Genomic DNA, 26,085 nt, shown 5'->3' with positions numbered 1-26,085 from the left:
TAACGGCCTACGACCCGTCCTTCCCGACCTGGTCGGAGGTCTCCTCCTCGACCTCGGCCATCGCCGGGTCGAGCAGCCGGGAGAGGAAGTGCCGGGTGCGCTCGTGCTGCGGGTCGCCGATGACCCGCTCGGGGCTGCCGTCCTCGACGATGACGCCGCCGTCCATGAAGACGACCCGGTCGGCGACCTCGCGGGCGAAGGTCATCTCGTGGGTGACGACCATCATCGTCATGCCCTCGCGCGCGAGCCGGCGCATGACGGCGAGGACGTCCCCGACGAGTTCGGGGTCGAGCGCGGAGGTCGGCTCGTCGAAGAGCATCACCTCGGGGCCCATGGCGAGCGCGCGGGCGATGGCCACGCGCTGCTGCTGGCCGCCGGAGAGGGAGGAAGGGTAGGCGTCCGCCTTCTCCGCGAGGCCGACCCGCTCCAGGTTCTCGGCGGCGACCCGCGCGGCGGTGGCCTTGTCCCGGCCGAGGACCCGGCGCTGCGGCAGCGTCAGGTTCGCGGTGACGTCCAGGTGCGGGAAGAGGTTGAACTGCTGGAAGACCATGCCGATGCGGCGGCGTACGGCGTCGATGTCGACGTCGGGGTCGGTGATCTCGGTGCCGCCGACGAAGACCTGGCCCTTGGTGGGCTCCTCCAGCAGGTTCACGCAGCGCAGCAGGGTCGACTTGCCGGAGCCGGAGGGGCCGATGACGCAGACGACCTCGCCCTGGCCGATCTCCAGGTCGATGCCGCGCAGCACCTCGTTGTCGCCGAAGGACTTGTGCAGTCCGCGTACCTCGATCTCGGGGCGGGTCACCGGATCGCCTCCTGTGCCTTGGACTCCATACGGCGGACGACGAAACTGAGCGGGATGGTGACCAGCAGGTAGCACAGGCCGGCGACCAGGATCGGCGTGGAGTTGGCGGTCGTGCTCGCCAGGTCGCGGCCGAACTTGGACAGTTCCCGCTCCTCCAGGGTGACACCGAGGAACAGCACCAGCGAGGAGTCCTTGAAGAGCAGGACGAGTTCGTTGGTGAGCGGCGGCAGGATGATCCGGAAGGCCTGCGGGACGATGATCGAGATCATGGCCTTCGCGGGCGAGAAGCCGAGCGAACGGGCCGCCTCCGTCTGCCCCTTGGGCACGGCCTGGATGCCGGCGCGGATGGTCTCCGCCATGTAGGCGGCCGAGACCAGGCCGAGCGCGAGGGCGACCTTGCCGTAGGTGCCGCCCGGGATCTCGGTGCCCGGGAACGCGAGCGGCACGGCCACGCCGACGAAGATGAAGATCAGCAGGGCGGGCAGCCCGCGGAAGATCTCGATGTAGATGCCCGCCAGCCAGCGGTAGGGGCCCACGGAGGACAGCCGCATCAGCGCGATGACCATGCCGAGGACGAGTCCGACGACGAAGCCGGACAGCGTGTAGAGCACGGTGTTCTTCAGCGCCAGCGTGATGACGTCGGGGAACATCTGCCGTGCGATGCCGGCCTGGGCGAACTGGTTGCGCAGCCGGCCCCAGTCGGCCGTGACCGCGAAGGCGATCACGGCGGCGGCGAAGACGGCGTACTGCGCGCCGCGGGACAGCGTCCGCTTCTGCCGCCGGGTCAGTCCCTTCCTCTTCGGCCCGAGCGGTACGTCCGCGTCGCTCATGAGGCCGCGGGAGAGGCGACGGAGGCGTTGTACGGGCCGATCCACTTCTCGTAGATCTTCTTGTAGGTGCCGTCGGCCTTGGCGTCCTTGAGGGCCTTGTTGACGGCGTCGAGCAGCGCCTTATTGCCCTTCTTGACGGTGAAGCCGTACTGCTCACCGGTCTTGAGGTTGTCGACGACCTTGAACCTGTCCGCGTTGGCCTTGTCCTTCAGCCAGCCCTGGACGACCGGGTAGTCGATGACGACGGCCTGTACCTGGCCGGTGCGCAGACCGTTGAGGACCGCGTCGGAGGACTCGAAGGAGATCGGGTCGTAGCCCTTGTTGCGGACGTAGTCCTCGCCGGTGGTCTGCGCCTGGGCGCCCAGCTTCTTGCCCTTGGCCTTGACGTCGGCGAGCGAGGTGACACCGCTCTTCCTGTCGACGAGGACGGCCTGGGTGGCCTCGAAGTACGGGTCGGAGAAGTCGACGTTCTTCTTGCGCTCGGCGGTGATGGTCATGCCGGCGGCGGCCAGGTCGCACTCGCCCGAGTTGAGGAAGGCGCCGGTCTTGAAGTTCTCGAACGGCGTGTCGAGGATCTTCTGCGGGACGCCGAGGTTCTTGGCGACGAGGTCGATCAGGGAGACGTCGAAGCCCTGCACCTTGCCGTCGACCTCCGACTGGAACGGCGGGTAGGGCAGGTGGGTGCAGGTGGTCAGCGCGCCGGCCTTGGCGAGGTGGACGCCCTTGACGGTGGTCTTGCCGCTCCCCCCGCCGCCGTCCGAGGAGCAGCCGGCGGCCACGAGCACGAGCCCGGCGGTCGCGGTGATGGCAGCCAGGATGCGGGTCCGGCGCCCGAGGAGCGTTGTCATGGGGGGATTCTCCTATGCGGGAACGAAGGGTTTTGATTATAAGGAAATGTTGGGGTCTCTCAAATCAAACCGATGACTTCGGGACCGTCCGGCCTAGGAAGTCACCGGTCGGGAGGGGGGTGGCAGCGGAGAGTTACGCTCGTCCCGGCCGCTTTCCGGCGGCCCCCGTGGACCTCGTGAGCGAAGAGAGCACCGCTGTGACCCACCCCTTCCTCGACCTGCCCCCGCTGAGTGCCGAGCGCTTCGCCGCCATCGAGGACCGGGTGGCCCGGCTGCTGGACACCCGGCAGACCGTCCTGGTCACCCAGGGCGAGGCACTGCTGCCGCTGGAGGGCGCGATCCGCGCGGCGGCCGGCCCGGGCACGGTGGCCCTGAACGTGATCACGGGCCCGTACGGGCAGACCTTCGGCAACTGGCTGCGGGACGCCGGGGCGACCGTGCACGACCTGTCCGTCCCCTTCCACGCGGCGGTGACCGCCGCCCAGGTCCGGGAGGCGTTCGCGCGGCACCCGGAGATCGACTTCGTGTCCCTGGTGCACGCGGAGGCGGCGACGGGCAACACCAACCCGGTCGCGGAGATCGGCGAGGCGGTACGGGCGCAGGGCGCGCTGTTCTACCTGGACGCGGTGGCCTCCGTGGGCGCGGAGCCGGTGCTGCCGGACGCGTGGGGCGTGGACCTGTGCGTGATCGGGGCGCAGAAGGCGATGGGCGGCCCGGCGGGTGTGTCGGCGATCTCGGTGAGCGAGCGGGCGTGGGCCCGCATGGCCGCCAACCCGCGCGCCCCGCGCCGCTCCTATCTGTCCCTGCTGGACTGGAAGGAGCGCTGGACCGACGCCGGCCGCACGGCACTGCCGCACGCGCCGGCCCAGCTGGAGATGCTGGCGCTGGAGGCGTGCCTGGAGCGGATCGAGGCGGCGGGCGCGGAGACGGTGATGGCCCGGCACCGGACCGCCGCGCTGGCCACGCGCGCCGGGGCGGTGGCGCTGGGCGGGGGCCTGGAGCCGTACGTGTACGAGGAGCGGGACGCGGCGCCGGTCGCGACGACGCTGCGGGTGCCGGCGGGCACGGTGGCCTCGGAACTGGTGGCCGACGCGCTGCGGTCCGACCCGGCCCTGCCCCTGGCCGCCGGCGGCGGGGCGCTCGCCGGGGAGATGATCCGCGTCAACCACTACGGGCCCGACGCGACCCCGGACGCCGTCGCCGGGTCGCTGTCGGCACTGGGCGCGGCCATGGCCGGCCGGGGCCTGGCCGTGGACCCCGAGGGCGCCCGCCGGGCCGTGGCCCACGCCTGGCGCTAGCCGCCGCTCGCGTGTTCCCGGGGGCATCGCCCCCGGGGGCACCGAATACCGAATTCAATTCCCCTTCACCATTCCCGCCAATTCTGCGGGATATAGCTTCCGGTCTTCTCCTGCCCGATTTTTGCAGAGCTAAACAGGAGACTTTGCGATCGGATTTTCCGGGCGTTTCCGGGCTGTGACAGAACCCACAAGCGCGCCCTTTTGTGACTATTTGCTATAGGACATCGCGGACATTCTGCTGAAGTGACCCTCCGTCACCACCGTCACTCGGGTGCATTTTCTAATTCGCCTCGCTAAATTCGTGACGCATGACTGCCGCACCCGCAGACCTGCTCATCGAACGGCCGGCGACGACGGACGGAGCCGCGCTCTGGCGTATCGCCAAGGACTCGGAAACCCTCGACCTCAACTCCTCGTACAGCTATCTGCTGTGGTGCCGGGACTTCGCCGGCACCTCGGCGGTGGCGCGCGGTGCGGACGGGGAGCCGGTCGGTTTCGTCACCGGATACGTGCGGCCGGACCGCCCGCACACCCTGCTCGTCTGGCAGGTGGCCGTCGACGCCGCCCACCAGGGCCACGGCATCGCCGCCGCCCTGCTGGACGGCCTGACCGCCCGGCTGGTCGCCGAGCGCGGCATCACCGGGCTGGAGACCACCATCGCCCCCGGCAACACCGCCTCCGAGCGCCTGTTCACCTCGTTCGCCGAACGGCACGGCGCACGGGTCACCCGCGAGGTGCTGTTCCAGGCCGAGCTGTTCCCCGACGGCCCGCACGACCCCGAAATCCTGTACCGCATCGGCCCGCTGTCCGCGTCCACCGCCCTCTGAGGAGCGATTCACCGTGACCATCACCCAGCCCGACCTCAGCGTCTTCGAGACCCTCGAGTCCGAGGTGCGCAGCTACTGCCGCGGCTGGCCCACCGTCTTCGACCGCGCGCAGGGCAGCCGGATGTACGACGAGGACGGCCATGCGTACCTCGACTTCTTCGCCGGTGCCGGTTCGCTCAACTACGGGCACAACAACCCCGTGCTGAAACGGGCGTTGATCGACTACCTGGCGCGGGACGGTGTCACCCACGGCCTGGACATGTCGACCACGGCCAAGCGGTCGTTCCTCCAGACCTTCCAGGACCTGGTGCTGCGCCCGCGCGACCTGCCGTACAAGGTCATGTTCCCGGGCCCCACGGGCACCAACGCCGTGGAGTCCGCGCTGAAGCTGGCCCGCAAGGTGAAGGGGCGCGAGGCGATCGTGTCGTTCACCAACGCCTTCCACGGCATGTCGCTGGGCTCCCTCGCCGTCACCGGCAACGCCTTCAAGCGGGCCGGCGCCGGTGTCCCCCTGGTGCACGGCACCCCGATGCCGTTCGACAACTACTTCGACGGCAAGGTCCCGGACTTCCTGTGGTTCGAGCGGCTGCTGGAGGACCAGGGCTCCGGCCTGAACAAGCCCGCCGCGGTGATCGTGGAGACCGTCCAGGGCGAGGGCGGCATCAACGTCGCCCGACCCGAATGGCTGCGCGCGCTCAAGGAGTTGTGCGAGCGCCAGGACATGCTGCTGATCGTCGACGACATCCAGATGGGCTGCGGCCGTACCGGCGCCTTCTTCTCCTTCGAGGAGGCCGGTATCACGCCGGACATCGTCACCGTCTCCAAGTCGATCAGCGGGTACGGGCTGCCGATGTCGCTGTGCCTGTTCCGGCCCGAGCTGGACGTCTGGGAGCCCGGCGAGCACAACGGCACCTTCCGCGGCAACAATCCCGCCTTCGTCACCGCCACCGCCGCCCTGGAGGCGTACTGGGCCGACGGCGCGGCCATGGAGAAGCAGACGCGGAGCCGTGGCGAGCAGGTCGAGCAGGCACTGATCGCCATCACCGAGGAGAACCTCGCCGACGTGCGCGAGTACCGCGGGCGCGGTCTGGTGTGGGGCCTGGAGTTCCGTGACAAGGAGCGGGCCGGCCGGGTGGCCCGGCGCGCCTTCGAACTCGGCCTGCTCATCGAGACGTCCGGGCCCGAGGGCGAGGTCGTCAAGCTGCTGCCCGCGCTGACCATCACCCCGGAGGAGCTGGACGAGGGCCTGAGCGTCCTCGCCCGCGCCGTCCGCGAGACCGCCTGACCCGCGAGGAGGAGACTCACACCATGATCGTCCGATCGTTCGAGGACATCGAGGGCACCGACCGGCACGTCAAGGCGAAGTCCGGCACCTGGGAGAGCAAGCGGATCGTCCTCGCCGAGGAGCGGGTCGGCTTCTCCCTGCACGAGACGATCCTGTACGCCGGGACCGAGACGTCGATGTGGTACGCCAACCACGTCGAGGCCGTCGTCTGCACCCGGGGCGAGGCCGAACTGACCGACCAGGAGACCGGGAAGACGTACACGATCACCCCCGGCACCATGTACCTCCTCGACGGGCACGAGCGGCACACGCTGCGCGTCAAGGAGGACTTCCACTGCATCTGCGTGTTCAACCCGCCGGTGACCGGGCGGGAGGACCACGACGAGAACGGCGTCTACCCGCTGCTCACCGAGCCCGAGGAGGTCTGACGATGACCACCGCGACCGTCACGGACCTGTACCCCACCCGCGGCACCGGCGAGGTCGCCGTTCCCCGCCAGGACCCCGTCCTCTGGGGCTCCCCTGACACCCCGGGGCCGATCCCACAGGCCGAACTCCAGGCGTACGAACGGGACGGCTTCCTCACCGTCGACCAGCTGATCACCCCCGACGAGGTCGGGGTCTACCGGCGTGAGCTGGACCGGCTGGTCGCCGATCCGGCGATCCGCGCCGACGAGCGCTCCGTCGTGGAGCCGAGGACCGAGGAGATCCGCTCGGTCTTCGAGGTGCACCGGATCAGCGAGGTGTTCGCGGACCTGGTGCGCGATCCGCGGGTGGTCGGCCGGGCCCGGCAGATCCTCGGGTCGGACGTGTACGTCCACCAGTCCCGGATCAACGTCAAGCCGGGCTTCGGCGCGAGCGGCTTCTACTGGCACTCGGACTTCGAGACCTGGCACGCCGAGGACGGCCTGCCGAACATGCGCACGGTGTCCGTCTCGATCGCGCTGACCGAGAACCACGACACCAACGGCGGCCTGATGATCATGCCCGGGTCGCACCGGACGTTCCTGGGCTGTGCCGGCGCCACGCCCGAGGACAACTACAAGCGGTCGTTGCAGATGCAGGACGCGGGCACCCCGTCGGACGAGGCGCTGACCGCGCTGGCGGGCGAGCACGGCATCCGGCTGTTCACCGGCGCGGCCGGGTCGGCGACCTGGTTCGACTGCAACTGCATGCACGGCTCCGGCGACAACATCACGCCGTTCCCGCGCAGCAACGTCTTCATCGTGTTCAACAGCGTGGAGAACACGGCGGTGGAGCCGTTCGCGGCGCCGGTGCGCAGGCCGGAGTTCATCGGAGCGCGGGACTTCACCCCCGTGCGGTGACGTCACGGGCCACCGGGCCGGGGCCTCCCGTGGGACGGGGAGGCCCCGGCCCGGCCGTGTCAGCCGGCCAGTGCCTGAAGCAGGCGGTCCACGTCCTCGGCGGTGTTGTAGAGGTGGAAGGACGCGCGCAGGTTGCCGGCGCGGTCGGAGACCTCGATGCCCGCCTCGCTCAGCCCCTGCTGCCGGGAGCCCAGTGCGGGCACGGAGACGACCGCCGAGCCGGGCGCCGGCAGGGGCTCGTGGCCCAGGTCCGCGAGCCCGGCCCGGAACCGGTCGGCGAGCCCCACCGCGTGCGCGTGGACGGCGGACAGCCCCAGTTCCTCGATCAGTTCGAGGGAGGGGCGCAGCCCGGCGTAGCTGAAGAGGGCGTGGCTCAGGTCGAACCGGCGGGCGGAGTGGGCGAGTTCGCCCACCGGGCCGTAGCAGCTGTCCCACGGCTCTTCGGCCGCGACCCAGCCGGCGAGGACGGGGACGAGTCCGCCGAAGTCCTCGGGGACCGTGAGGAAGGCCGCGCCGTGCGGGCCGAGGAGCCACTTGTAGGCGACCGAGGCGGTGAAGTCGTGGGCGCCGGCGTCCACCGGCAGCCAGCCGGCGGCCTGGGAGAAGTCGACGTAGGTGCGGGCGCCGTGCGCGTGGGCGGCCTCGCGCAGGGCGGGCAGGTCGGCGAGCCGGCCGTCGGTGGACTGGACGGCGCTGACCGCGACGAGCGCGGTGCCCGGCCGGACGGATTCGGCGATCCGTTCCAGCGGGACGGTACGGACCTTGAGGTCGCCGCGGACGTGGAAGGGGTTCAGCACGGACGTGAAGTCGCTCTCGGCGGTGAGGACCTCGGCGCCGGCGGGCAGCGAGGCGGCGATCACGCCGGTGTGCGCGGCGACGGTGGCACCGGCGGCGACCCGGCTCTCCGGGACGCCGACGAGCCGGGCGTAGGCGGCCCGGGCCCCCTCCACGTCGTCGTACAGCGGGAGCAGGGGCCGGCCCTCGGCGCGCAGCAGCGCCGCGTCCCGGAGGGCGGCGACGGTGCGGGCGGGCAGCAGGCCGTTGCTCGCGGTGTTGAGGTAGATGCTCTTCGGGCTGAACTCGGCGCGGACGAGGCTCTCGAACGTCTCCGTGGTCTCCATGGCTCCACTGTGCGGCGGTCCGGGGCCCCCGTCCACGGCGATTTCCCGCGTGGCTCCGCTGAGCTGTCCTCGCACCCGCGCCCGGCCCGCGATTTCTCAGCTGTGCGGCGGCAGCGCGCACCCGTCCGGGCCGCAGGCCCGCGCGTCCTGTGCGCCGACCGGCTCCAGCGGGGCGCGCTCGCCCCAGGCCTGGGTCAGGGCCCGGCTGAAGACCTCGGCGCTCTGGGCGCCGGAGACGCCGTAGGTGCGGTCGAGGACGAAGAAGGGGACGCCGGTCGCGCCGAGCCGGGCGGCCTCCCGCTCGTCGGCGCGGACGTCGCCGGCGTACGCGTCCGGGTCGGCGAGCACCGCGCGGACCCGCCCGGCGTCCAGTCCGGCCTCGGTGGCCAGCTCCACCAGGCGTTCGTCGCCCTCGGTGAACACGGACCGCTCCTCGGCGAAGTTGGCCCGGTAGAGGATCGCGAGGAGTTCGTCGTGCCGGCCCTGCTCCCTGGCGAGGTGCAGCAGGCGGTGCAGGTCGAAGGTGTTGCCGTGGTCGCGGCCCCGGGTGCGGTAGGGCAGGCCCTCGGCGGCGGCCTGGGCGCCCAGGTTGTCCTCCCCCGCCTCGGCCTGCGCCTCGCTCATGCCGTACTTCCGGGTGAGCATCGTGATCACGGGCTGCGCGTCGCCCTTGGCCCGGTCCGGGTCCAGCTCGAAGGAGCGGTGCACCACCTCGACCTGGTCGCGGTGCGGGAAGGCGGCCAGCGCCTTCTCGAAGCGGGCCTTGCCCACGTAGCACCACGGGCAGGCGATGTCGCTCCAGATCTCGACGCGCATGTGTTCGGCTCTCTCCGGTTCGTACGGACGCGGGGGTGCTCCCCGATCAGTACGTGAACGTTCAAGCAGGTGGTTTCATTCCCCGGCCGGTACGGACAGGCGCAGGAAGAGGTGGTGGTCACCGGGGGCGAGCGGAGCGGCGGGGTCCGGCACCCAGCCCTGGCGGGCGTAGAAGGCCTGGGCGCGGTGGTTGTCCACGTGGACGTCGAGGACGGCCCGGCGCCGGCCGTCGGCGCGCCACTGCTCGACGCAGGCCGCGTGCAGCTGCGTACCGATGCCGGTGCGCCAGCGGTCGGGGTCGACGTGGAACTGGAACAGCTTCACCGTGTCCGCCGGGCCGTCCTGCGGGGGCCGGAAGGAGGCGATGCCGGTGATCGCACCCTGGTCCACGACGCACAGCACCTGGCCGTCGGGGCGTTCGACGGCACTGCGCCAGGCGGCGGTCCAGTCGGTGCCGTCGTCCGGGAGGCCGTCGGGGTAGTACGTCGAGCGGGCCCGGTGGTGCAGCGCGGCGATCGTCTCGGCCTCTGCGGCCAGGGCGGTGCGGATCACCCGGCCGCCTGTCACACGGTTACTGATCATGCTACGGGGGACGCGGCCGGCCGCGGTCCGGTTCCGCCGGGCCGGCCGCACCGGGCCCGGCAGGCGCTCGGGGCGGGACCGGTGCGGCGGACCAGGTGGGCGCGGAGCGAGTCGGCGGTGCCGAGACCGCCGGCGGCGGGTGTCGGGGCGGACGGCGCACCGTTCGGGCGGCAGCGGGGTGTGGGCGCACCGGGTCCGCGCGGCACCGGCGGTCGCAGTGCGCCGGTGGTGGCCGCCGGCCCGGGAACTCGCGGCCCGGCGGCCTCCTGAGGGGCGCGGGACCCCATCGGCGGATCCCGCGGCCCGCGCTGCTAACGCACCAGGACCCCGTTGAACCGCCGGGGAAGTCCCAGGGGGTTGTCGTCGCGGAGTTCCGCGGGCAGCAGCGCCTCCGGCGCGTTCTGGTAGACGACCGGTCGCAGCCAGCGTTCGACGGCCGTGCCTCCCACCGAGGTGGAGGTGGAGGTGGTCGCCGGGTACGGGCCGCCATGGTGCTGGGCCGGTGCCACGGCCACCCCCGTCGGCCACCCGTTGACCAGCACCCGCCCGGCCAGCGGGGTCAGTTCGGCGAGCAGTTCCGGCCCCCGGCCGTGGCCGGCGGCCTCCTCGGAGGACACCTGTACGGTCGCCGTCAGGTTGCCCGGCAGCCGCGACAGCACCGCCGTCGCCTCGCCGTCGTCCTCGTACCGGACCACCACGGTGACCGGTCCGAAGCACTCCTCCAGCAGCAGGTCGTACGCCCCCTCCTCGGTGAGCCGGCTCGCCGGCACGGTGAGGAACCCGGGGCTGACCGTGTGCTCGCCGCCCGGACCCGGCGGCACCGGGGACTCCACGCCCTCCAGGCCGGCCCGCTCGCGCACCCCGGCGACGAAGTTGTCCCGCATGCGGTGGTCGAGCAGCACCCCGGGCTCGCTGTCGCCGACGGCGTCGGCCAGGGACTTCACCAGCCGGTCGCCACCCGTGCCGGACGGCACCAGCACCAGGCCGGGCTTGACGCAGAACTGGCCGGTGCCGAGGGTCATCGACCCGGCGAGCCCGCCGCCGATCTCCTCGGCCCGCTCGGCCGCGGCGGCCTCGGTCACCAGCACCGGGTTCAGCGAGCCCAGTTCGCCGTGGAAGGGGATGGGCACGGGACGCGCGGCGGCGGCGTCGAAGAGCGCCCGGCCGCCGCGTACCGAACCGGTGAAGCCGGCCGCCGCGACCAGCGGGTGCCGGATCAGCTCGATGCCCGCCTCGAAGCCGTGCACGAGGCCGACGACGCCCTCGGGGATGCCGTGCCCGGCGGCGGCCCGGCGCAGCACCCCGGCGACCAGTTCGGACAGGGCCGGGTGGTCGGGGTGCGCCTTGACGACGACCGGGCAGCCCGCGGCCAGCGCGCTCGCGGTGTCCCCGCCGGCGACGGAGAAGGCGAACGGGAAGTTGGACGCGGAGTAGACGGCGACGACGCCGAGCGGCACCTTGTAGCGCCGCAGGTCCGGGACGGGCGGGGTCGCGGTGTCGTCGGGGTGGTTGATGATGACGTCGAGGAAGGCGCCCTCGTCGACGATGCCGGCGAAGGCCCGCAGCTGGTAGGCGGTGCGGGCGAGTTCGCCGGTGAGCCGGGCCGGACCGAGCGCGGTCTCGGCGTCGGCGGTCTCCACCAGGGCGTCCCGGGCCGCCTCCAGGCCCTCGGCGGCCGAGCGCAGGAAGGCGGCGCGGACCGCGCGGTCGGCGAGGGCGCCGCGCGCGGCGCCCGCCGCCCGGACCGCCGCGTCCACCTCCTGGGCCGTGGCCTCCACCGCGACCTGTTCACGCTGCTTCCCGGTGCGCGGGTCGACACTCCAGACTGGTGCTGCTGCCACCGCGGGTCCCTCCAGTTAAGGCCGCATTACGGGGGTCAACCATCAGCCGCGTTCGATATACTGAACGCTGTCTCTGATGATGAATACGCTGCTCGGAGACTATTTCCCGGCGATTGAAGGGGTCAAGCGCGATGTCGGCTGGCGAGACAGGCGGGGCGCAGGTCAAGTCCGCGGTACGGACGGTCGAACTGCTGGAGTACTTCGCCGGCAAGCCCGGTATGCACTCCCTCGCGGCCGTCCAGGAGGCGGTGGGGTACCCCAAGTCCAGCCTGTACATGCTGCTGCGCACGCTCGTGGAGCTGGGCTGGGTGGAGACCGACGCGACGGGCACGCGGTACGGCATCGGGGTGCGCGCGCTGCTGGTCGGCACGTCGTACATCGACGGCGACGAGGTGGTGGCCGCCGCCCGCCCCACCCTGGACCGGCTCTCCGACGACACCACGGAGACCATCCACCTGGCCCGGCTCGACGGCACCAACGTCGTCTACCTCGCCACCCGCCAGTCCCAGCACTACCTGCGCCCCTTCACCCGCGTCGGCCGCCGGCTGCCCGCCCACTCCACCTCCCTGGGCAAGGCCATCCTCGCCACCTGCACCGACGAGCAGGTCCGCGCGCTGCTGCCGCGGACGCTGCCCGCCCTCACCGAACACACCATCACCGACCGGGAGAAGCTCATCGAGGAGCTGCACCAGGTCCGGGAGCAGGGCTTCGCGGTCGACCGCGAGGAGAACACGCTGGGCCTGCGCTGCTTCGGCGTGGCGATCCCCTACCGCACCCCGGCGCGGGACGCCATCAGCTGCTCGGTGCCGGTGGCCCGGCTGACGGCCGCCCACGAACAGCTGATCAAGGACGCGCTGTTCGACGCGCGGGACCGGCTGACGCTGGCGACCCGCAGGCTCTGAGCCCCGGCACCCGGACCCGCGCGCCCGCGGGGTCGTAGGCTCGGATTCCATGAAGATCGTGCTGCGCCCTGTCGAGGACGACGACCTGCCGGTGTTCTTCGGGCAGATGACCGACCCGGAGTCCCTCCGGATGGCCGCCTTCGGCCCCGACGACCACGGCGACCGGGCCGCCTTCGACACCTGGTGGCAGCGGCTCCGGGCGTCCGACGCCGTGTGCCGCACGGTGCTCGCCGACGGGCGGGTGGTCGGCAGCACGGTCGCCTACGGCGAGCCGGGCGGGCGCGAGGTGACGTACTGGATCGACCGCGCCGACTGGGGCCGGGGGCTGGCGACGGCGGCCCTGCGGGCGCTGCTCGCCGAGGTTCCCGAACGGCCGTTGTACGCGCGGGCCGCGGCCGACAACGCCGGCTCGCTGCGGGTGCTGGCGAAGTGCGGCTTCCGGGAGACGGCCCGGGCCCGGGGATTCGCGAACGCGCGGGGGCGGGACATCGAGGAGATCGTCCTCCTCCTGGAGAGCTGAGCGAGAGCTCCGGCGGAGGGCTGCGCGAGGACGCGCGGGGATGAACGGGGCATGAGAAAACGGGGCGTACGGGAACGATCGCCCCGCCCCCGCTCGTCTTCCGGGCGGGATGAACAAGACGATCAGGCGGGCGTCCGTCTTCGCGCTGCTGCTCGTGCTCGCTCTGCTGGTCAGGGCGACCTGGGTGCAGTTCTACGACGGCAAGGCCCTCGCGGAAGACAACGACAACCGGCGGAACGCGATCGAGACGTACTCGCGGCCCCTGGGGAACATCATCGTGGCCGGGAACGCGATCACCGGCTCGGCCCGGACGAAGGGGAGCGACCTCGCGTACCGACGGACGTACACGGACGGCAGGCTCTACGCGGCGGTGACGGGCTACGCCTCGCAGGCCTACGCCCCCACCCAGCTGGAGGGCATCTACCACGACCTGCTCAACGGCACCGACACCCGGCTCAAGACCGTGCTGGACACGGTCACCGGGGAGCGCGCCGAGCCGGGCGACGTCATCACGACGATCGACCCGGCCGTGCAGAAGGCGGCCTACCGCGCGCTCGGTGACAACAAGGGCGCGGCCGTCGCGCTCGATCCGAGGACCGGCAGGATCCTCGCCGTGGTCTCGACGCCGTCGTACGACCCCTCCTCCCTCACCGACGCCAACACCGCCGGCGCCGCCTGGAAGCGGCTCACGGCGGACAAGGAGAAGCCGCTCACCAACCGCGCGCTGCGCCAGCCGCTGCCGCCGGGCTCGACGTTCAAGCTGGTCGTGGCGGCCGCCGCGCTGGAGGACGGGCTGTACCGGAACGTGGACGAGCACACCGACAGCCCCGACCCCTACACGCTGCCGGGGACGGTGCGGGCGCTGCCGAACGAGAACAGGTCGGCTCCGTGCCGGAACGCCTCGATCCGGGTCGCCCTCCAGTACTCCTGCAACAACGTCTTCGCTCACATGGCCGTCCAGCTCGGGCAGGACAAGGTACGGGCCATGGCCGAGAAGTTCGGCTTCGACGACGACCGGCAGGACGTGCCGGTGCGGGCTTACGCCAGCGTCTATCCCTCCGGCATGGACAAGGCGCAGACGGCGCTGTCCGGCATCGGCCAGTTCGACGTCACGGCCACCCCTCTCCAGATGGCCATGGTGTCCGCGACCATCGCCAACGACGGCAAGCTGGTCTCGCCGCACATGGTGTCCCGGACCACCGACGGTGGCGGTGATGTGGTGAAGAACTACGACGACGCCGGAGCCGCCGGCACCGAGCAGGTCCTCGGCTCCGCCACCGCCGAGCAGCTCCGGTCGGCGATGGAGACGGTGGTGAAGGACGGCACCGGCACGAACGCGCTGATCGACGGGGTGACCGTCGGCGGCAAGACCGGTACCGCCCAGCACGGCGAGAACAACAGCAAGACGCCGTACGCCTGGTTCACCTCGTACGGCAGGTCCGACAGCAGCGGCAAGGAGGTCGCCGTCGCGGTGATGGTCGAGCAGTCGGACGCGGCGCGCTCGGAGGTCAGCGGCAACGGCCTGGCGGCGCCGGTCGCGAGGGTGATGATGCGGGCGGCGCTGAAGTAGGCGGTCCGCCCGGTGCGTTCGCCCTCTCGTGCGGGGGGCCGTGGTGTGCCACAGTCAGGTTCGGCCGGCCACACGGTGTCCGGCCCCCCGCACAAGGACACGAAACGATCACTGTTACGCTTCCGGATCTCCGTCCGGGTGCTCCTCCGGACCCTCGCCTGTCATTTACATGACACTCACGAGCCGTACCGAGAAGAGGTCACCCGTGGGCACAGTCGTGGACGACGCCGCCTCCGCGGAGTTCCGCGCCTTCTTCGAACGGCACTACGCCGAACTCGCCCGGCTGGCGCACCTGCTGACCGGTGAGGCGGACGCGGCCGACGACCTCGCGGCGGACGCGCTGCTGGCGCTGTGGCACCGCTGGGACCGGGTGCGCGCGGCCGACCGTCCGGCCGCGTACGCCCGGGGTGTGGTGGCCAACCTGGCCCGCACCCGGATCCGCGGCGCGGTGCGCGAGCGGCGGCGGATCGCGCTCTTCTGGTCGCGCGGCGAGGAGCGGACCGACGGCCCGGACGTCGCCGGCGTGGTGGACGTCCAGGAGGCGCTGCGCAGGCTGCCGTTCCGGAAGCGGGCGTGCGTGGTGCTGCGGCACGCCTTCGACCTGTCGGAGAAGGACACCGCGCTGGCGCTCGGGGTCTCGGTGGGTACGGTGAAGAGCCAGACGTCCAAGGGCATGGCCGAACTCCAGCGGCTGCTCGGCCCGCGGCACGATCCGCGGCGGGTGCGCGCGGCGATGGCGGCCGGGGGCGGCGAGAGCGGAGGAAGGGACCGATGAGGCAGCAGGACGTGCACGACGAGCTGCGCGCCCGGCTGCACGAGGCGGCCGGCGCCCACGAACCCGACCGGGCGCGCATCCTGGCGCGCGTGGAGCGGGGCATGGCCGCGCCGTCCCGGTCCGGCCACCGGGCCGGACGGCCGCCGGTGGCCGGCTGGTTCCGGGTGGCCACCGCCACCGCGGCGGTGGCCGGGATGCTCGCGGTCGCCGGGTACGCGGTGGCGTCCGCGGTGAAGGACGCACCGCCGGCGCGGCGGACCGTGGCCGCGTCACCGTCCTCGGCACCGGCGCCGGCCCGGTCCCCGGACGCGCCGGCCCGGCCGTCCGCCACGGCGCGGCCGACGCCCGGCCGGCACAGCACCGGGCCGTCCCGTACGCCGGCGCCGTCCGCTTCCCGCACGCCGGGCGCCACCGCTCCGGCCCGGCCGCCGGTTGCGCGCGCCGAGCAGGACGGCCCGCTGTGGTCGGACGGTTCCGTGGACCCGCACAGCAACGACTTCTGGGCCCAGAGCGATCTGACCCTGAGGACGACGGAGCCGCTCACCGCGCTCACCGTCCGGCTGAGGATCGCCCAGACGGGTGGGGTGGCGTCGGCGGGCGCCTGGCGCTCCCTCCCCGAGGCGGACTTCAGCCAGAGCGTCGAGGAGCGGGACGGCTTCCTCGTCTACACCTGGACCCTGAAGGAGGGGCGTACGGTGCCGGCGGGCCGGTGGGTGTTCGCGGGGCAGTACGACCACGCGCGCGGTGGCCGGGACGCGAAGGACGACTCGTACACCATGACGGGCACGGCGGACGGCCACGACCGGGCCGTGGCCGGCGACTTCGCCCCGCACGGCACCGGGGACGGCGGCTCCTGAGCCGGGCGGCCGGCATCGAACCTCTCGGCTGCCACGAGCTGCCCCGCCGGCCCCCGCCACGGCACGGTGCTGCCGGTGACGGGAACCGCGTACGAGCGCCTGCTCAGGACCTGCGGCCGAGCGGACGGGGGACGGACCGTCAGGAGACGAAGTACGTCGGGTTCGGCAGCTTGTACGTGCGGTCCGCGTAGCCGCCGTCCAGGTCCGAGTACTGGTCGCCGAAGTCGGCGACGATGTCGTACCCGAGGTCCTCCTCGATGTGCCTGCGGGTGCCCGCCTTGTACTGCACGGTCGTGCAGGTCCAGGTGCCCGGGGTGGCGCAGTCCTTCAGATAGGCCGGCGGAGCGGCCTTGTCCTTGAGGAACATGTGGCCGGCGTCGAGGTTCACATCGGCGCCGACCTTCTTCAGGTTCGCCACGGCCGCGGTGCGCTGGGCCTCGCTGAGACCGGAGTTGTAGAACACCTCGACGCCCCGGGACGCGGCGTAGCGCACCAGCTCCGGGCTGCCGAAGACGGCCGGGCGGTCGGCGCGGTTCACGTAGTCGGCCCAGGTGGTGCCGTCGTAGGTGTAGTTGTAGCGCTTCTCGTAGTCGAGGCTGAGCAGCAGCGTGTCGTCGATGTCGAAGACGACGGCCGGCTTCTCGCCCCGGTGGTGCGCCTTGCGGGCGGCCTTGTCGATGGCGGTCCTGGCGTCGGCGTCGATGCGCGCCAGGTCCTTGGCGTACGGGCTGTCGGGGGACGCCTGGTAGACGCCGTGACTGTCCGCTGTGGTGCCGTAGTACGTGTCGATGTCCTTCTCCAAGAGGCCTATGTTGTAGGGCTCGTGGGTGGAGTTCGCCGTCGACTGGCCGGCGGTGGCCGCGCCCGCGCCGTAGAGCGCCGCGCCGGCGACGACACAGGCGGCGCCGGCGGCAGCCGCCCTGAGGGACTTCCTCATGAATTCTCCGGATCGGTGGATGAGAGTGATGTACCAGGTCACGCACTGTCTACGCGCATCACACGCGGACGGCGAGCATTTTTACCCGATCGATACGCGCACCGCGCCGGCCTGACGGACCGTCAAGCTCTCGCTGCTCACCTCCCTTGCCACCCCATAACCCCGTCGTTTAACATAAGATTTCGTATTGCAAATAAAATCCCGGTCGGCAGATCGTGGTCATACCGTGCTCGGACCGGCGCATTTATCACTGCACTTGGGGGATTAATTGGGGGGTTTCCGCGTCACCGACCACGACCGGGCCGTACGCATCACCGGAATGGGCTGGACGACGGCGCTCGGTGACGGCCTCGACGAGGTCTGGCAGCATCTGAGGGACGGCCGCGCCGGGATACGGCCCCTCCCGGGCGACGGCCCGCTGCCCGCGCCCGCCGCCGCCCTCCTGACGGACGGCACCGCGGACGGCACCGCGGACGGCAGCCCGTCCCGGCGTCAGGTCCGGCTCGCCGTGACCACCGCGTCCGCCGCCCTGCGCCACGCCGGCTGCCCCGCCGGGGACGTCGACACCCTCGTCCTCGGCAGCAGCCTCGGCCCCCACCTGGACGACGCCGCCGAGACCCCGCCGCACGCCCTGACCGCCGCCGTCGCCCGGCAGCTCGGTGTGGCCCGGTCCGTCTCGGTGAGCACCGCCTGCTCCTCCGGCGCCGACGCCGTGCTGACCGGGGCCGCCCTGCTCACCCGCGGCGAGGCCGAACGCTGCCTGTGCGGCGGCATCGACCTGCTGACCGCGGGCAAGCTCCTCGGCCACCGGGCGCTCGGCACCCTCTCCGCCTCCGGCACCGTCCGCCCCTTCGACACCGGCCGCGACGGCACCCTCTTCGGCGAGGGTGCCGGCTTCCTGCTGCTGGAGACCCCGGCCGCCGCCGCGGCCCGCGGCGCCCGCGTCCTGGGCGAGCTGGCCGGCTGGGGCGCCTCCAACGACGGCACCGGGCCGACCGCCCCCGACGAGACCGGAGCCGGGGCGGTCCTCGCCGTCCGGCACGCCCTGGCCCGGGCCGGGGCCCGCCCCGGCGACATCGCCGTGATCAACGCCCACGGCACCGGGACCCGCGCCAACGACACGGCGGAGGCGGCCTGTTACCGCACCGTCTTCGGCACCGCCCCGCACCCCGTCGTCTTCGCCACCAAGCCCGCCCTCGGCCACACCCTCGGCGCCACCGGTGCCCTGGAGGCCATCGCCCTGCTCCTCGCGCTGCGCCACGGCAGCGTGCCCCCGGTCCTGAACACCCGAGCCGTCATGCCGGAGCTGACCGTGCCTCTGGCGGCCGGCGCCGGCCGCGAGGTCACCGGCTCCCTGGGCATCAGCCTCACCCTGGGCTTCGGCGGTTTCAACACCTGCCTCGTCCTGTCGGCCCCGGAAGGGAGCACCGCGTGAACCACACCCAGTGGTGCCCCGAGGGCGCCGTGGTCACCGGCGCGGCCGGTGTCGAGACCGACGACCCGGGCACGGTCCGGCGCCGGATCGCCGGGGTCTACGCCGACCCGGTGGCCTGGCTGCTGGCCGAGGCGGTGGCGGCCGCTCTGGCGGAGTGCGGGGACGCCGCACCGGACCGGCCCGCCGAGGTGGGCCTGATCGGGGTGAGCGAGCACGCCACGCGGCACACCATGCGCGCGCTCGCCGACGCCGTCCCGCGCGGCCGGCTCTCCCCCATGCGGTTCGCCGGTGCCGGGCCGGGCTCCCTGGCCGGCACGGTCTGTTCGGCGTTCGGCTTCCACGGCCCGGTGTCGATGCTGCCCATGCCGCTCGCGGCGGCCGTGGCACCGGCCCGGGCCCTGTGCGGCGACTGGCTGTTCGGCGACCCGCCCGGCGCGGCACACGTCCTGGTCGTCACCCACACCACGACCGACGAAGGCAAGCACCGGGCGCACTGCCTGGTCGTCAGTGGGCCGGCGCCCACGCGGAGGCCCCGGAGAACATGACCGCGCAGAACACGACGGAACAGCACCTCGACCCCACCATGGTCGCCGACTTCCTCACCCGTACCGAAGAGGTGTCGCCGACCCAGGACCCACCGGAACTGTCCGCGCTGGTGGACCGGTTCGCCGCGCTGCCCGCCCCGCCCGGCGCGGTCGTCGTCATCGCCCTGCCGAACGGCCTCCGCGCCCTGCGGTTCTTCTTCGCCGTCTCCCTCGCCGGGCACACCCCCGTGCTGCTGTCCCCCTCGACCCCGGCCACCCGGGTCCGTGAGGTGGCCCGCGAACTGGGCGCCTGCGCGCTGGTGCGGGCGGCGGTCAGGACCGAGGGCGTCACCAACGTCACCCGCGCCGGCGGCGCCGACATCGGCGTCTTCACCGACTGGCCGTACCGGCACCACGGGCCGGGCCACGTCGTCCTGATGAGTTCCGGCACCTCCGGCATGGCCACCGGCTGTCTGCACCGGATGGACGCCCTGCTGCGCAACGCCCGCCGCCACAGCCGTTCCATCGGCCAGCGGCCGGACGACACCGCGCTGGTCAGCCTGCCCGTCTACTACTCCTTCGCGCTGGTGGCCCAGGTCCTCGGCGGGCTGGTCAGCGGCTCCCGCCTGGTCATGGCGGGACCGCCGTTCTCGGTGGCCGACCACCTGGAGACGGTCACCGCCCGGGGCGTCACCCTCTCCTCCCTCACCCCGAGCCTGGTGAAGTCGGTCGTCGCCGCGGGCGGTGAACTGCCCGCGCCGCTGCGCACGCTCACCGTCGGCGGCCAGGCCCTCGATCCGTCGTACGTCTCCCGGCTGCTCAAGCTCAACCCGGAGCTGGGCCTGTACGTGACCTACGGGCTCACCGAGGCCGGACCGCGCGTGTCCACGCTCGCCGCGCACCGTGAACCACCGCACCGGCACGGCTCGGTCGGGCTGCCCCTGGCCGGCGTCGAGGTCCTCACCCGCCCCTCCGGCACCGGGGAGCGGGAGCTGCTGGTGCGCTCCGACACCGTCTACCGGCGCCGGGTCGGCGAGCCGGCGCCGTCCAAGCGCGGTGATCTGATCGAGCCGGACCTGCTGGCCACCGGCGACATGGGGCACGTGGACGACGACGGGTACGTGTACGTCCACGGCCGCTCGTCGGACTTCGCGGTGGTGCGCGGCGAGAAGGTGTCCACCGCGACCGTGCGCCGGGCCGCCGAGTCGCTGCCCGGCGTGGTCCGCGCGGCGACCAGGATCGCGGGCGACGACGACTCCGCGATGGTGGAGCTCGACGTCTACGTGGACGCCGCCGTACCCCCCACGGAGGCGGAGCTGCGGCGCCACCTGCGGTCCCTGCTGACCCGCAACGAACTGCCGCTGACGGTCCGCGTCCGGCACCTGCGCGCCGGCGAGCACCACAAGTGACGGCGCCGGAACCGCTCACCCTGTACTGCGTGCCGCACGCCGGCGGCTCCGCCCGCAGCTTCGTGCGCTGGCGGCGCGAGCTGCCGCCGGGACTGCGGGCGCTGCCGCTGGAGACCGCGGGCAAGGGTCTGCGCTCCCGGGAGCCCCGGCCGGCGACACTGCGGGACGCCGCCGCCGACCTCGCCCACCGCGTCGACCCGCCGGGCAGGTACGCGCTGTTCGGCCACAGCATGGGCGGCCTGCTGGCCTACGAGACCGCCCGCGCCCTGCACGCGCTCGGCCGGCCTGCCCCCGCGTTCGTCGTCGTGGCCGCGACCCGCCCGCCGCATCTGCTCGGCGGCTCCCCGTACGGCCGTCTGCTCGGCCGGGGTGACGACGACGCCCTCCTCGACGCGCTGGCCGGCCACGGCCGCATCCCGCCGGAGCTGCGCCGGTCCCCGATGCGGCACCAGTTCGTGCCGGTCATCCGCGGTGACCTCGCGCTGGTCGCCGGGCACCGCCCCGACCCCGTGCCGGAGCCGCTGGAGAGCGGCCTCGTCAGCTGGTACGGCACCGGCGACCCGGACACCCCTCCCGAGGTGATGGCCGGCTGGCGGCAGTACACGCGCGGCGGACACCGCGTGGAGGGCTTCGAAGGCGGTCACTTCTTCCCGCACGAGCGCTTCGAGGAGGTCACGGCCCGCCTCCTGGACCTCGCCCACGGGTGAGCAGACCACTGACCCGGGACCCGGGATTCGGGACCCGGGACGACGGGCGGGCCGCCGTCCGGCCGGACACGGCGCCGCATGGACCACCGGCGGCCCCGGAACGGCACCGGGCGACCACCGGCAGCCCCGGAAGCGCGCCGCAGGGGCCACCGGCGGGCCGGGGAACCACGGCGGCGAGCGGGCCGGGGAACCACGGCGGCGAGCGGGCCGCCGCCCCGGGTGGGGTGACGGCCCGCTCGTCCGTACGGCCGGGTCAGTGCTGTACCGGGCAGCCGTTCCCGCCGCCGCGCACCGGGGCGTCGGTGTCGTGCCGGGTGCCGAGCAGCCAGTAGGCCTCCTCCGCCGCCCGCCACAGCTCCGGGAACAACGTCAGCTGGGAGCGGGCCTCCAGCGTGGCCAGTGACCGGCCGCCCAGGCTCTGCGGCAGCCCGGCCGCGTCCGTCTCGGCGCTCTCCTTGCGCAGACCGGGCTGGCCGCCCAGCTGGGACCACACCATGATCAGGTGGTGCTGCTTCCAGCCGAGGACACTGCCGTCCAGCCGCAGCATCGCCTCGCGGACCAGGGCCAGGGCCTGCGCCTGCGGCGAACCGGGGCCGGTGTAGCCGTCGTCCTGCTGGGCGATCACGTCCTGGAGGGAGAGCCCGGCGCGTTCCACCGCCTGCTCGTACGCCTTCCACACCGGCCGGGCCACGCGCCGCAGGTTGCGGTAGCCGGGCGAGTCCAGTCCGGTGGCGTCCTCGGGCAGGGCGTTGCGCATCATCAGCAGGCCGTGCTGCGGCAGATGGTCGGTGATCAGCCGTACCGCCTGCACGGTGATCTCGCTCAGCGCGGTGGCCCGGTCGAACAGCCGCACCGCCTGCGCGTGGCGGTCGTGGTCCAGGTGGGTGAGGGCGCGGCGCAGCTCGTAGTGGATCTGCACCCAGGCGTACTCGGTGATGAGGTGCGCCACCTGGAAGAAGCGCTGGTCAGGGTGTTCGGTCTCGCTCTCCGGGACCAGCGCGCCGAGGGCCTCGGTGAGATGCAGGACGCTCTCGTAGTTGCTGCCCCGGTCGAAGTCGTACGACAGCAGCGCGTTGGGCTCGTCGGGGTTCAGCGAGCGCTTCACCGTGTCCCTCCCTTGGTGAACTCGATCAGCCAGTGACCGGGCAGTTCGAACTTCCGCGCGTCCGTCAGGGTGAGGCCCACCGCGCCGCCGAGGGCGCGCAGGTCCTCCTGGCTGCGCTCGCGCCCGCCGAGCAGTACCAGCATCAGCAGGTCGGCGTAGCTCGCCATCACCGGATCCTTGCCGCTGTCCAGCAGCCGCTCCACGACGACGACCCGGCCGCCGGGTTCCAGGGCCTCGGCGCAGCGGCCGAGGATGCGGCCGGCGTCGCGGTCGCTCCAGTTGTGGAGGGTGTTGGCGATCAGGTAGACGTCGCCGCCGGCCGGCATCGGGTCGAAGAAGCTGCCCGCGACCAGTTCGCAGCGGTCGGCCACCGGGGACACCGTCCCCCTGGCCTCCTCGACCACGCTCTCCAGCTCCAGCAGCGTGCCCCGCAGCGCCGGGTGCTCGGTGAGCAGCTTCAGCAGCAGGGAGCCGTTGCCGCCGCCGACGTCGACCACGTGCCGGACGGAGGACCAGTCGTAGATGCGGGCCAGTTCGGGGACGAGCCGGTTGGCGATGCGGGCGATGCCCGCGTTGAACGACTTCTCGATGTCCGGGTGGGCCTCCAGGTCCGCCCAGAAGGGCCGGCCGTGCGCCTGCTCGTACACCGGCGCGCCGGTGCGTACGGCGTCCATGAGCAGCGCGATGGCGGGCTCGAAGCGGGCCTCCATCGCCCGGCTGGGGTCCTCGTGGTCCAGCCAGCGGCGCAGGTTGCTCGGGTGGTCGCCGAGCAGCACCCGGCCCACGTCGGTCAGCTCGTAGGCCGTCTCCCCGCCCTCGGGGCCCTCGGTCCGCGTGAACAGGCCCAGCAGGCTGACGTAGTGCAGGACGCGGCCCAGGGACTGCTCGTCGGTGCCGGTCTCGGCGGCCAGGGCGGACACGGTCCGGTGCCCCTGCTCCACCAGGTCGGGCAGGCGCAGGGTCGCGGTCACGCGCACGGCGGTGGGCGTGAACCCGGAGCCCAGGGCCAGGATCGTGTTCAACGGGTCTTGACGGAACACGCAATTGCTCCTTGTCGTTCTCGTTCAGCGTTTTCGCCGGGCGTCCCCGAGGAATCCGGGAGGCGTTTCAGGGGTTTTTCTCGATCTCGTCGAGGGCGTCGAGGAACCGGACGAGGTCTTCCTGGGTGCCGAGCGACGTGCGCAGGTATCCGGGAAATCCGAACAGGCCGGCATTGCGAACGAGAATGCCGTGGTCGGCGGCGAGCCGGTCCTGCGCGAGCGCGCAGTCCCGGGCGGCGACCGCGACGAAGTTGGTGACGGAGGGCAGGTGGGCGCGCCCGCGGCGGTCCAGTTCCGCGGTGAACCAGCGGCGCCGCTCGGCGGTGGACCGGCGCACCCCGGCCAGGAAGTCCTGCTCGCCGAGGGCGCCCACGGCCGCCGCCTGGGCGAGCCGGTTCACGCTGAACGGCAGGGCGCGCAGCGTCTGCCGCAGTACGGCGATCAGCGCGGGCCGGCCGACGGCGTAGCCGACGCGCAGCGCGGCCAGTCCGTAGGCCTTGGAGAAGGTGCGCAGCGCGAGCAGCGGCGCGTCCCCGTCCAGCAGGTCGCGGGTCTGCGGGGCGTCGGGGCCGGCGAACTCCATGTACGCCTCGTCGAACACCAGCGGGACCCCGCTGCGCGCGGCGGCGTCGGCCAGCGCGGTCAGCTCCTCGCGGGTGTGGGCCGCGCCGCTGGGGTTGTGCGGGTTGCAGAGGTAGCCGATCCCGTGCCCGGGCAACCGCGCGGCGAACGCCGCCACGTCGACGTCCGTACCGGCCGGCGGTACGGCGGTGCAGCCGCGTCCGGTCAGTTCCAGACAGGTGCGGTAGCCGGGGAACGTGCCGTCGGTGACGAGGCCGGGGCGGGTGCGGTCCCCGAGGGTGAGGGCGGTGGCCAGGACGAGTTCGTCACTGCCGTTGGCCACGGCGATGTGGTCCGGAGTGACGTCCCAGTGCTCGGCGAGGGCGTGGACCAGGTCGTGGCGCTCGGGGTCCGGGTAGACGTTCACCCGGGCCAGCTCGCGCTCGGCCGCCCGCAGGGCCGCCTTGCCCGCGCCGTAGGGGCTTTCGCTGAGGTGCAGGCGGATCAGGTCGTCGGCTCCGGCGACGCGTGTGTTGAACGGCTGTCCGGGGCCGGCGGGTGCCGCGTTGCCGTCGGCGGCGGGGGGCCGGGTCACTGATGGTCACCCAGCAGGACACCGAAGCAGTAGCTGCCGACCTCGGCCTCCAGGGTCAGGAAGCAGTGCTCGCTGCCGGCCGGGATGCGCATCACGGCGGGCGAGAGCAGTTCGTGCCGTACGCCGTCGAGCTGGACCTCGATGCGGGCACCGCCCTTGTGGGGGGACACCAGCAGGTACAGCTCGTCCACCGGGTGGGTGTGCGGCGCGGCGACGGGCTTGCCGATCAGCCCGGTCAGTTCCCCGCCGGCGAGCTGCACGGGCAGGCCGCCGAACATGTCGGCGGTGAGGTAGAAGGGCGCGGGCTGGTGGTGGCCGGCCACGGCGAGCGGGATGGGCAGGTCCCCGATGATCTCGGCCTCGCCCGGACGTCGGTCGCTCATCACTGGGCCTCCAGAACGAAGAGGTAGGTGTGCGGGGCGCCGAAGGGGATGGTCCGGCGCAGGTGCAGGCCGCCTTCGCGGAAGAGGTTCTCGTACTCCTGGCGCGTGTAGATCGGGACGCCCATCAGGGCGTGCGCCAGCTCGAAGCCGCTGGAGAACACCGGCAGGGTGTCGCCCTCGCCGCGCGGGCGGACGGTGGTGTCGCCGAGCAGGAAGGTGTGCGCGTGGGGAAAAGCCTTGCGCAGTGCCGGGATGACGTCCCCGCGCGTGCCGGGGTCGACCAGCAGGTCGTGCAGGAACATGAAGCTCATCGCGACGTCGACCTCGTCGGCGCCCTCGATGCGGCGGCCCCGGAAGAGGACGTCGAGGACGTCGGCGCAGATCGGCTGGACGCGGTCGGTCAGGCCGTGGCGTGCGACGGTGCCGGCGGCCAGCCGTGTGGCCGACGCGCTGATGTCCAGGCCCAGCCCGCGGGCTCCGGGGCGGGACTTCACCAGGCGGGACACGCGCTCGCTGATGCCGCTGCCGAGGTCGGCGAGGACGGTGAAGTCGAGTGCGGCGATCTGCTCGTCGAGGATGTGCCGCATGAGCGCCAGGTCGGCCTGGGCCGAGCCGAGCGCCACCATGCCCTCGTCGCGCAGGACGTCGGTACCGAAGACGCGTTCTCCGCGCGCGAGGGACGCGGCGTTCGCGAACACGTCGTGGTATCCGCCCACCCCCCAGGTGAAGAACCCTATCTTCCGGCGGAGTTCGTCCCAGGCGGGGGTGGGTGCGACCGTGTCGCCGGTCAGGACGAGATACCCGAATGTCTCCGCGGCGGACAGCAGCCGGCGCAGAACGGTTTCGTCCAGCTGTCCCGCCCGGCAGTAATCCGGGATGTCGAGCCGGCCGTTGTCGTCGAACCAGGTGAACAGGCCCAGTTGGGCCAGGGCGAAAACGACGTTCGTGGAGATGAATCCGTTGAACGCGGTGTCGGCGTCGAGCGGGGTCTTCGCGCCTCCCCGCCAGTCCGCGGGGAGGAGAACACCGTCGTTTGCCTCTTGGATGCCGTCGCGGGAAACGGGAGCGGTCACGAGAAGAGCCTTCCTGATTCAGTCGGGGCCGATGGCTTCCCGGTCGGGGCCGACGACTTTCCGGTCGGAGCCGGCGAAAATGCGGTCGGTGCCGGCGACTTTCCGGTCTCGGTGCCGG

27 protein-coding genes are annotated in these 26,085 nt (G+C 72.7%); 14 read left to right on the top strand and 13 right to left on the bottom strand.

The window, feature by feature from the left end; translation table 11 throughout:
* Positions 1-7: 7 nt before the first annotated feature.
* From AB0F03_RS22990 to AB0F03_RS22980, 3 genes are read right to left on the bottom strand one after another with little or no spacing between them, the layout of a single operon-like run.
* Positions 8-802, bottom strand: coding sequence for an amino acid ABC transporter ATP-binding protein (locus tag AB0F03_RS22990; protein ID WP_361995016.1), 795 nt, complete (start codon positions 800-802; stop codon positions 8-10).
* The gene (locus AB0F03_RS22985; protein ID WP_356823201.1) at positions 799-1,632 is read right to left on the bottom strand and encodes an amino acid ABC transporter permease; all 834 of its coding nucleotides are present in this window, start codon (positions 1,630-1,632) and stop codon (positions 799-801) included. The genes AB0F03_RS22990 and AB0F03_RS22985 overlap by 4 nt, the downstream gene beginning before the upstream one ends.
* Positions 1,629-2,480 carry a transporter substrate-binding domain-containing protein gene (locus AB0F03_RS22980; protein WP_361995014.1) on the bottom strand — a complete coding sequence of 284 codons (852 nt, stop codon included), beginning with the start codon at positions 2,478-2,480 and terminating at the stop codon, positions 1,629-1,631. Before AB0F03_RS22980 ends, AB0F03_RS22985 begins: the two co-directional genes overlap by 4 nt.
* A gap of 197 nt (positions 2,481-2,677) precedes the next feature.
* Between AB0F03_RS22980 and AB0F03_RS22975 the strand changes: the two genes are divergently transcribed.
* From AB0F03_RS22975 to thpD, 5 genes are all read left to right on the top strand, one after another.
* Positions 2,678-3,778 carry an aminotransferase class V-fold PLP-dependent enzyme gene (locus AB0F03_RS22975; protein WP_361995139.1) on the top strand — a complete coding sequence of 367 codons (1,101 nt, stop codon included), beginning with the start codon at positions 2,678-2,680 and terminating at the stop codon, positions 3,776-3,778.
* A 308-nt stretch (positions 3,779-4,086) separates the two neighbouring features.
* A complete protein-coding gene (gene ectA, locus AB0F03_RS22970) occupies positions 4,087-4,605 on the top strand; it encodes a diaminobutyrate acetyltransferase (RefSeq protein ID WP_361995012.1) in 519 nt (172 codons plus the stop codon).
* A gap of 13 nt (positions 4,606-4,618) precedes the next feature.
* On the top strand, positions 4,619-5,890 hold the full coding sequence (gene ectB / locus AB0F03_RS22965) for a diaminobutyrate--2-oxoglutarate transaminase (RefSeq protein ID WP_361995010.1): 1,272 nt from the start codon (positions 4,619-4,621) through the stop codon (positions 5,888-5,890).
* Positions 5,891-5,913: 23 nt separating this feature from the next.
* Entirely contained in the window at positions 5,914-6,318 is a 405-nt protein-coding gene (locus AB0F03_RS22960; RefSeq protein WP_361995008.1) for an ectoine synthase, read from the top strand.
* Positions 6,315-7,214 carry an ectoine hydroxylase gene (thpD, locus tag AB0F03_RS22955; protein WP_361995137.1) on the top strand — a complete coding sequence of 300 codons (900 nt, stop codon included), beginning with the start codon at positions 6,315-6,317 and terminating at the stop codon, positions 7,212-7,214. The genes AB0F03_RS22960 and thpD overlap by 4 nt, the downstream gene beginning before the upstream one ends.
* Before the next feature lie 59 nt (positions 7,215-7,273).
* Here the strand turns inward: thpD and AB0F03_RS22950 are convergent, their stop codons facing one another.
* The 4 genes from AB0F03_RS22950 to AB0F03_RS22935 all read right to left on the bottom strand — a co-directional run bounded on the left by AB0F03_RS22950 (position 7,274) and on the right by AB0F03_RS22935 (position 11,574).
* Positions 7,274-8,335, bottom strand: a complete 1,062-nt coding sequence (locus AB0F03_RS22950) for an aminotransferase class V-fold PLP-dependent enzyme (RefSeq protein ID WP_361995006.1) — start codon at positions 8,333-8,335, stop codon at positions 7,274-7,276.
* 96 nt (positions 8,336-8,431) lie between these two features.
* Complete coding sequence (locus AB0F03_RS22945) at positions 8,432-9,151, bottom strand: DsbA family oxidoreductase (RefSeq protein ID WP_361995004.1); 720 nt, start codon at positions 9,149-9,151, stop codon at positions 8,432-8,434.
* A gap of 75 nt (positions 9,152-9,226) precedes the next feature.
* On the bottom strand, positions 9,227-9,733 hold the full coding sequence (locus AB0F03_RS22940; RefSeq protein WP_361995002.1) for a GNAT family N-acetyltransferase: 507 nt from the start codon (positions 9,731-9,733) through the stop codon (positions 9,227-9,229).
* A 311-nt stretch (positions 9,734-10,044) separates the two neighbouring features.
* Entirely contained in the window at positions 10,045-11,574 is a 1,530-nt protein-coding gene (locus tag AB0F03_RS22935; RefSeq protein ID WP_361995000.1) for an aldehyde dehydrogenase (NADP(+)), read from the bottom strand.
* 131 nt (positions 11,575-11,705) lie between these two features.
* Between AB0F03_RS22935 and AB0F03_RS22930 the strand changes: the two genes are divergently transcribed.
* From AB0F03_RS22930 to AB0F03_RS22910, 5 genes are all read left to right on the top strand, one after another.
* A complete protein-coding gene (locus AB0F03_RS22930; protein ID WP_361994998.1) occupies positions 11,706-12,476 on the top strand; it encodes an IclR family transcriptional regulator in 771 nt (256 codons plus the stop codon).
* Positions 12,477-12,525: 49 nt separating this feature from the next.
* Complete coding sequence (locus AB0F03_RS22925) at positions 12,526-12,996, top strand: GNAT family N-acetyltransferase (protein WP_361994996.1); 471 nt, start codon at positions 12,526-12,528, stop codon at positions 12,994-12,996.
* A gap of 109 nt (positions 12,997-13,105) precedes the next feature.
* Positions 13,106-14,566 (top strand): penicillin-binding transpeptidase domain-containing protein, encoded by a 1,461-nt coding sequence (locus AB0F03_RS22920; protein WP_361994994.1) that lies wholly within the window; start codon positions 13,106-13,108, stop codon positions 14,564-14,566.
* Between the two features lie 205 nt (positions 14,567-14,771).
* A complete protein-coding gene (locus tag AB0F03_RS22915; protein WP_361994992.1) occupies positions 14,772-15,341 on the top strand; it encodes a SigE family RNA polymerase sigma factor in 570 nt (189 codons plus the stop codon).
* Positions 15,338-16,198, top strand: coding sequence for a hypothetical protein (locus tag AB0F03_RS22910; protein WP_361994990.1), 861 nt, complete (start codon positions 15,338-15,340; stop codon positions 16,196-16,198). Before AB0F03_RS22915 ends, AB0F03_RS22910 begins: the two co-directional genes overlap by 4 nt.
* A 139-nt stretch (positions 16,199-16,337) precedes the next feature.
* Here the strand turns inward: AB0F03_RS22910 and AB0F03_RS22905 are convergent, their stop codons facing one another.
* Positions 16,338-17,135 carry an HAD family acid phosphatase gene (locus AB0F03_RS22905; RefSeq protein ID WP_361994988.1) on the bottom strand — a complete coding sequence of 266 codons (798 nt, stop codon included), beginning with the start codon at positions 17,133-17,135 and terminating at the stop codon, positions 16,338-16,340.
* A gap of 268 nt (positions 17,136-17,403) precedes the next feature.
* Here AB0F03_RS22905 and AB0F03_RS22900 point away from each other — a divergent pair, with 268 nt between their 5' ends.
* The 4 genes from AB0F03_RS22900 to AB0F03_RS22885 are packed head-to-tail and all read left to right on the top strand — an operon-like array spanning position 17,404 to position 21,210.
* A complete protein-coding gene (locus tag AB0F03_RS22900) occupies positions 17,404-18,570 on the top strand; it encodes a beta-ketoacyl synthase N-terminal-like domain-containing protein (protein WP_361994986.1) in 1,167 nt (388 codons plus the stop codon).
* Positions 18,567-19,115 carry a polyketide synthase gene (locus AB0F03_RS22895; RefSeq protein ID WP_361994985.1) on the top strand — a complete coding sequence of 183 codons (549 nt, stop codon included), beginning with the start codon at positions 18,567-18,569 and terminating at the stop codon, positions 19,113-19,115. Before AB0F03_RS22900 ends, AB0F03_RS22895 begins: the two co-directional genes overlap by 4 nt.
* Entirely contained in the window at positions 19,112-20,503 is a 1,392-nt protein-coding gene (locus AB0F03_RS22890; RefSeq protein ID WP_361994983.1) for a class I adenylate-forming enzyme family protein, read from the top strand. Before AB0F03_RS22895 ends, AB0F03_RS22890 begins: the two co-directional genes overlap by 4 nt.
* A complete protein-coding gene (locus AB0F03_RS22885) occupies positions 20,500-21,210 on the top strand; it encodes an alpha/beta fold hydrolase (RefSeq protein WP_361994981.1) in 711 nt (236 codons plus the stop codon). Before AB0F03_RS22890 ends, AB0F03_RS22885 begins: the two co-directional genes overlap by 4 nt.
* Before the next feature lie 253 nt (positions 21,211-21,463).
* Here the strand turns inward: AB0F03_RS22885 and AB0F03_RS22880 are convergent, their stop codons facing one another.
* From AB0F03_RS22880 to AB0F03_RS22860, 5 genes are all read right to left on the bottom strand, one after another.
* Entirely contained in the window at positions 21,464-22,315 is an 852-nt protein-coding gene (locus AB0F03_RS22880) for a hypothetical protein (protein WP_361994979.1), read from the bottom strand.
* Positions 22,312-23,355, bottom strand: a complete 1,044-nt coding sequence (locus AB0F03_RS22875; protein ID WP_361994977.1) for a methyltransferase — start codon at positions 23,353-23,355, stop codon at positions 22,312-22,314. Before AB0F03_RS22875 ends, AB0F03_RS22880 begins: the two co-directional genes overlap by 4 nt.
* Positions 23,356-23,422: 67 nt before the next feature.
* A complete protein-coding gene (locus tag AB0F03_RS22870) occupies positions 23,423-24,511 on the bottom strand; it encodes a histidinol-phosphate transaminase (protein WP_361994975.1) in 1,089 nt (362 codons plus the stop codon).
* A complete protein-coding gene (locus AB0F03_RS22865; protein WP_361994973.1) occupies positions 24,508-24,894 on the bottom strand; it encodes a cupin domain-containing protein in 387 nt (128 codons plus the stop codon). The genes AB0F03_RS22870 and AB0F03_RS22865 overlap by 4 nt, the downstream gene beginning before the upstream one ends.
* The gene (locus AB0F03_RS22860) at positions 24,894-25,967 is read right to left on the bottom strand and encodes an SAM-dependent methyltransferase (RefSeq protein WP_361994971.1); all 1,074 of its coding nucleotides are present in this window, start codon (positions 25,965-25,967) and stop codon (positions 24,894-24,896) included. The genes AB0F03_RS22865 and AB0F03_RS22860 overlap by 1 nt, the downstream gene beginning before the upstream one ends.
* Positions 25,968-26,085 lie beyond the last annotated feature (118 nt).

Source organism: Streptomyces sp. NPDC028722 (genome assembly GCF_040637655.1).
Lineage (GTDB): Bacteria > Actinomycetota > Actinomycetes > Streptomycetales > Streptomycetaceae > Streptomyces.
The sequence above is the reverse complement of the archived record's forward strand: the minus strand, read 5'-3'. Positions and strand labels throughout refer to the sequence as shown.

Excerpts from the sequence above, each read along its gene's own strand:
- ectA (WP_361995012.1), top strand. The coding sequence starts at position 4,087 with ATGACTGCCGCACCCGCAGACCTGCTCATCGAACGGCCGGCGACGACG.
- AB0F03_RS22910 (WP_361994990.1), top strand. The coding sequence starts at position 15,338 with ATGAGGCAGCAGGACGTGCACGACGAGCTGCGCGCCCGGCTGCACGAG.
- AB0F03_RS22930 (WP_361994998.1), top strand. The coding sequence starts at position 11,706 with ATGTCGGCTGGCGAGACAGGCGGGGCGCAGGTCAAGTCCGCGGTACGG.
- AB0F03_RS22960 (WP_361995008.1), top strand. The coding sequence starts at position 5,914 with ATGATCGTCCGATCGTTCGAGGACATCGAGGGCACCGACCGGCACGTC.
- AB0F03_RS22890 (WP_361994983.1), top strand. The coding sequence starts at position 19,112 with ATGACCGCGCAGAACACGACGGAACAGCACCTCGACCCCACCATGGTC.
- AB0F03_RS22945 (WP_361995004.1), bottom strand. The coding sequence starts at position 9,151 with ATGCGCGTCGAGATCTGGAGCGACATCGCCTGCCCGTGGTGCTACGTG.
- AB0F03_RS22985 (WP_356823201.1), bottom strand. The coding sequence starts at position 1,632 with ATGAGCGACGCGGACGTACCGCTCGGGCCGAAGAGGAAGGGACTGACC.
- AB0F03_RS22905 (WP_361994988.1), bottom strand. The coding sequence starts at position 17,135 with ATGAGGAAGTCCCTCAGGGCGGCTGCCGCCGGCGCCGCCTGTGTCGTC.
- AB0F03_RS22865 (WP_361994973.1), bottom strand. The coding sequence starts at position 24,894 with ATGAGCGACCGACGTCCGGGCGAGGCCGAGATCATCGGGGACCTGCCC.
- AB0F03_RS22940 (WP_361995002.1), bottom strand. The coding sequence starts at position 9,733 with ATGATCAGTAACCGTGTGACAGGCGGCCGGGTGATCCGCACCGCCCTG.
- AB0F03_RS22980 (WP_361995014.1), bottom strand. The coding sequence starts at position 2,480 with ATGACAACGCTCCTCGGGCGCCGGACCCGCATCCTGGCTGCCATCACC.
- AB0F03_RS22920 (WP_361994994.1), top strand. The coding sequence starts at position 13,106 with ATGAACAAGACGATCAGGCGGGCGTCCGTCTTCGCGCTGCTGCTCGTG.
- AB0F03_RS22925 (WP_361994996.1), top strand. The coding sequence starts at position 12,526 with ATGAAGATCGTGCTGCGCCCTGTCGAGGACGACGACCTGCCGGTGTTC.
- AB0F03_RS22950 (WP_361995006.1), bottom strand. The coding sequence starts at position 8,335 with ATGGAGACCACGGAGACGTTCGAGAGCCTCGTCCGCGCCGAGTTCAGC.